This window comes from Mesorhizobium sp. M7A.F.Ca.CA.004.12.1.1, assembly GCF_003997835.1.
Taxonomy (GTDB): Bacteria; Pseudomonadota; Alphaproteobacteria; order Rhizobiales; family Rhizobiaceae; genus Mesorhizobium.
On record NZ_RZRK01000817.1, the window covers coordinates 1 to 2,695 of the forward strand.

Genomic DNA, 2,695 nt, shown 5'->3' on the forward strand with positions numbered 1-2,695 from the left:
CGCCTGGGGCTGGGAACTTTGGGCGTCGGCGGGATGTCGGGGGCGGCGGCCGCGATGCTGGGCGCCTTCGCGATCGGCATGGCTGCGACGCCGGCTCAGGCGCAATATCAGGCCGGCGGCGGAACCGCGACAGCCGGCAACGCCGTCGCCATCGGTAACGGCACCCAGGCGAATGGCGCGAACAGCGTGGCATTGGGCACCTCCAACAGCGCAACGGGCGATGCTTCGATCGCCATCGGCTATTCGATGAGTGTCAATGGCCTCAACTCCATAGGCATAGGTGTCTTTGCGAAGGCAACCGGCGTCAACGCCCTCGCGTTAGGCGGGAACGCCCAAGCTACTGCGGATGGAGCAAGCTCCATTGGCGTCAACTCGGTTGCAGCCGCAGGCGCGGCCGCCTTTGGCCTGAACGCGCGTGCGGACGGAACGAACTCGACGGCGATCGGCTATGTTACCCGGGCGACCGGACTGCGCGCCACCGCGCTCGGGTTTGGTGCAACAGCGTCCGGGCTGGATTCGCTTGCCCAAGGCAATAGCGCCGTCGCAAGCAACCAGAATGCCATCGCCATCGGCTTCCAGGCGACCGCAACGGCGATCAACGCCGTCAATCTTGGCAACCGAACTGTTGCGGGAATGGGCGCCCTTGAAGAGAGCGCCATCGCCATCGGCACGGACGTCAGGGCATCTCAGGTCGACAGCATTGCGATAGGACGCCAATCCGTTTCATCTGCAGGAAACGCGGTGGCTTTAGGCAAGAACGCGGCGGCCTCGAGCGCGGCCTCGATGGCGCTGGGGGCCGGTGCGGCCGCAACCAACACCAACGCGGTCGCGATCGGCGCCAGCACCCAGGCCACGGGAGCCGGCTCCGCCGCCCTCGGCACCTTCTCCGTTGCTTCGGGAGCGAATTCCACAGCCCTCGGGAACGCCACTGCCAGCGGCGACCGTGGGTTCGCCGGCGGCCGTTTGGCCACCGCCGTGGGCAACGATTCCATCGCCATCGGCACGACCGCAAATGCGAGCAGCGCCGCCAGCACAGCGGTTGGCAACACGGCCGTTGCCAGCGGCACAAACGCCTCCTCATTCGGGTCTGGAGCGAATGCGACGGGAGACAATTCCCTCGCCGCCGGCGTCAGCGCCAACGCCAGCGGGATTGCCAGCACAGCGCTTGGCATCGGCGCCGCATCCAGCGGCACCAATGCCGTCGCTGTCGGCGTTTCGGCGAGCGCGTCCGGGTTGAACGCCATCTATGTCGGCTCGCGCACCTTTGGAGCAGGCGCCAGCGCACAGAGCGCCATCGGCATCGGCACGGACGTGACGGCGTCCGCAGCCAACGCCATCGCGGTCGGTCTCCAGGCCACTGCGAACTCCGTCGACGCCGTCGCCATCGGCACCAACGCAAACGCAAGCGGGGGCAAGGCTGTCGCCATCGGTGCGGGCAACGTCGCTTATGGAGACGGCGCGGTTGCCATCGGCGATCCGAGCTTCGCCAGCGGCACCGGCGCCTTCACCGGCGGCGCAAACAACATCGCCAACAGCGACGGCACGGCGACCGCCACCGCGGCCAACGCGGCCAACGGTGCCGTCGCCATCGGCAACAACAACAAGGCGATCGGCCAAGGCTCAGTGGCGTTGGGCAACGGCTCCACGGCAGGTGCCGCCGGCCTCGCCGGGAATATCGCATTTGGCGATGGCGCGACGGCGGCGGCAAGCTCCGGCGACGTGGCGCTCGGCTCGGGCTCGGTGACCACCACGGCGGTCGGAACGGCCAGTGGGGTGGTCAATGGCACGACCTATGCCTTCCAGGGCACCAACCCGACCTCGACGGTCAGCATCGGCGCGCCCGGCGCGGAACGCACCATCACCAATGTCGCCGCGGGTCGGATCAGTTCGACGTCGACCGACGCCATCAACGGCTCGCAGCTCGCCGCCACCAACCAGGCCGTCGATGCCATCGGCGCCGTCGTCAACAACATCAATGTCGGCGGCGGCATCAAGTATTTCCATGCCAACTCGACGGCGGCGGACTCCTCGGCGACGGGCACGGACTCCGTTGCGATCGGACCCGTCGCGACCGCAACGGGGACGAACGCCATCGCGGCCGGTGTCAATTCGAGTGCATCCGACGCCAATGCGTCGGCCTTCGGCAGCGGCGCCGTCGCATCGGCGCTCGACGCAACGGCGATGGGATACATTTCCAACGCCTCTGGCCAATACAGCACCGCCATCGGCGCGAATGCCAACGCCACGGCGACCTCCAGCACCGCGATCGGCCAGAACGCCTTTGCTACCGGCCTCCAGGCGACCGCTCTCGGCATGCAAGCGAATGCCAGCGCCGCGAATGCGCTCGCGCTGGGTGCAAACTCGACCGCTGGCAACGCAGGCGACGTGGCGCTCGGCTCGGGCAGTGTCACCGACGTCGCCGTCGGCACGCCGAGCACCGTGATCAACGGCACGACCTACGCTTTCCAGGGTACCACTCCGACTTCGACGGTCAGCGTCGGCGCGGTCGGTGCGGAACGCACCATCACCAATGTCGCCGCGGGGCGGATCAGTTCGACGTCGACCGACGCCATCAACGGCTCGCAGCTCGCCGCCACCAACCAGGCCGTCGACGCCATCGGCACCACGCTCAGCACCATTGGCGGTTCCGTGACCGATCTCGGCAACACGATCAACAACATCGCCAGCGATACCT

The 2,695-nt window shown here is 67.7% G+C and carries 1 pseudogene; it reads left to right on the plus strand.

Going from position 1 to position 2,695, the window contains the following annotated elements:
* Positions 1-3: 3 nt before the first annotated feature.
* Positions 4-2,695 (plus strand): annotated as a pseudogene (locus tag EN984_RS30110) (calcium-binding protein); the annotation flags it as partial.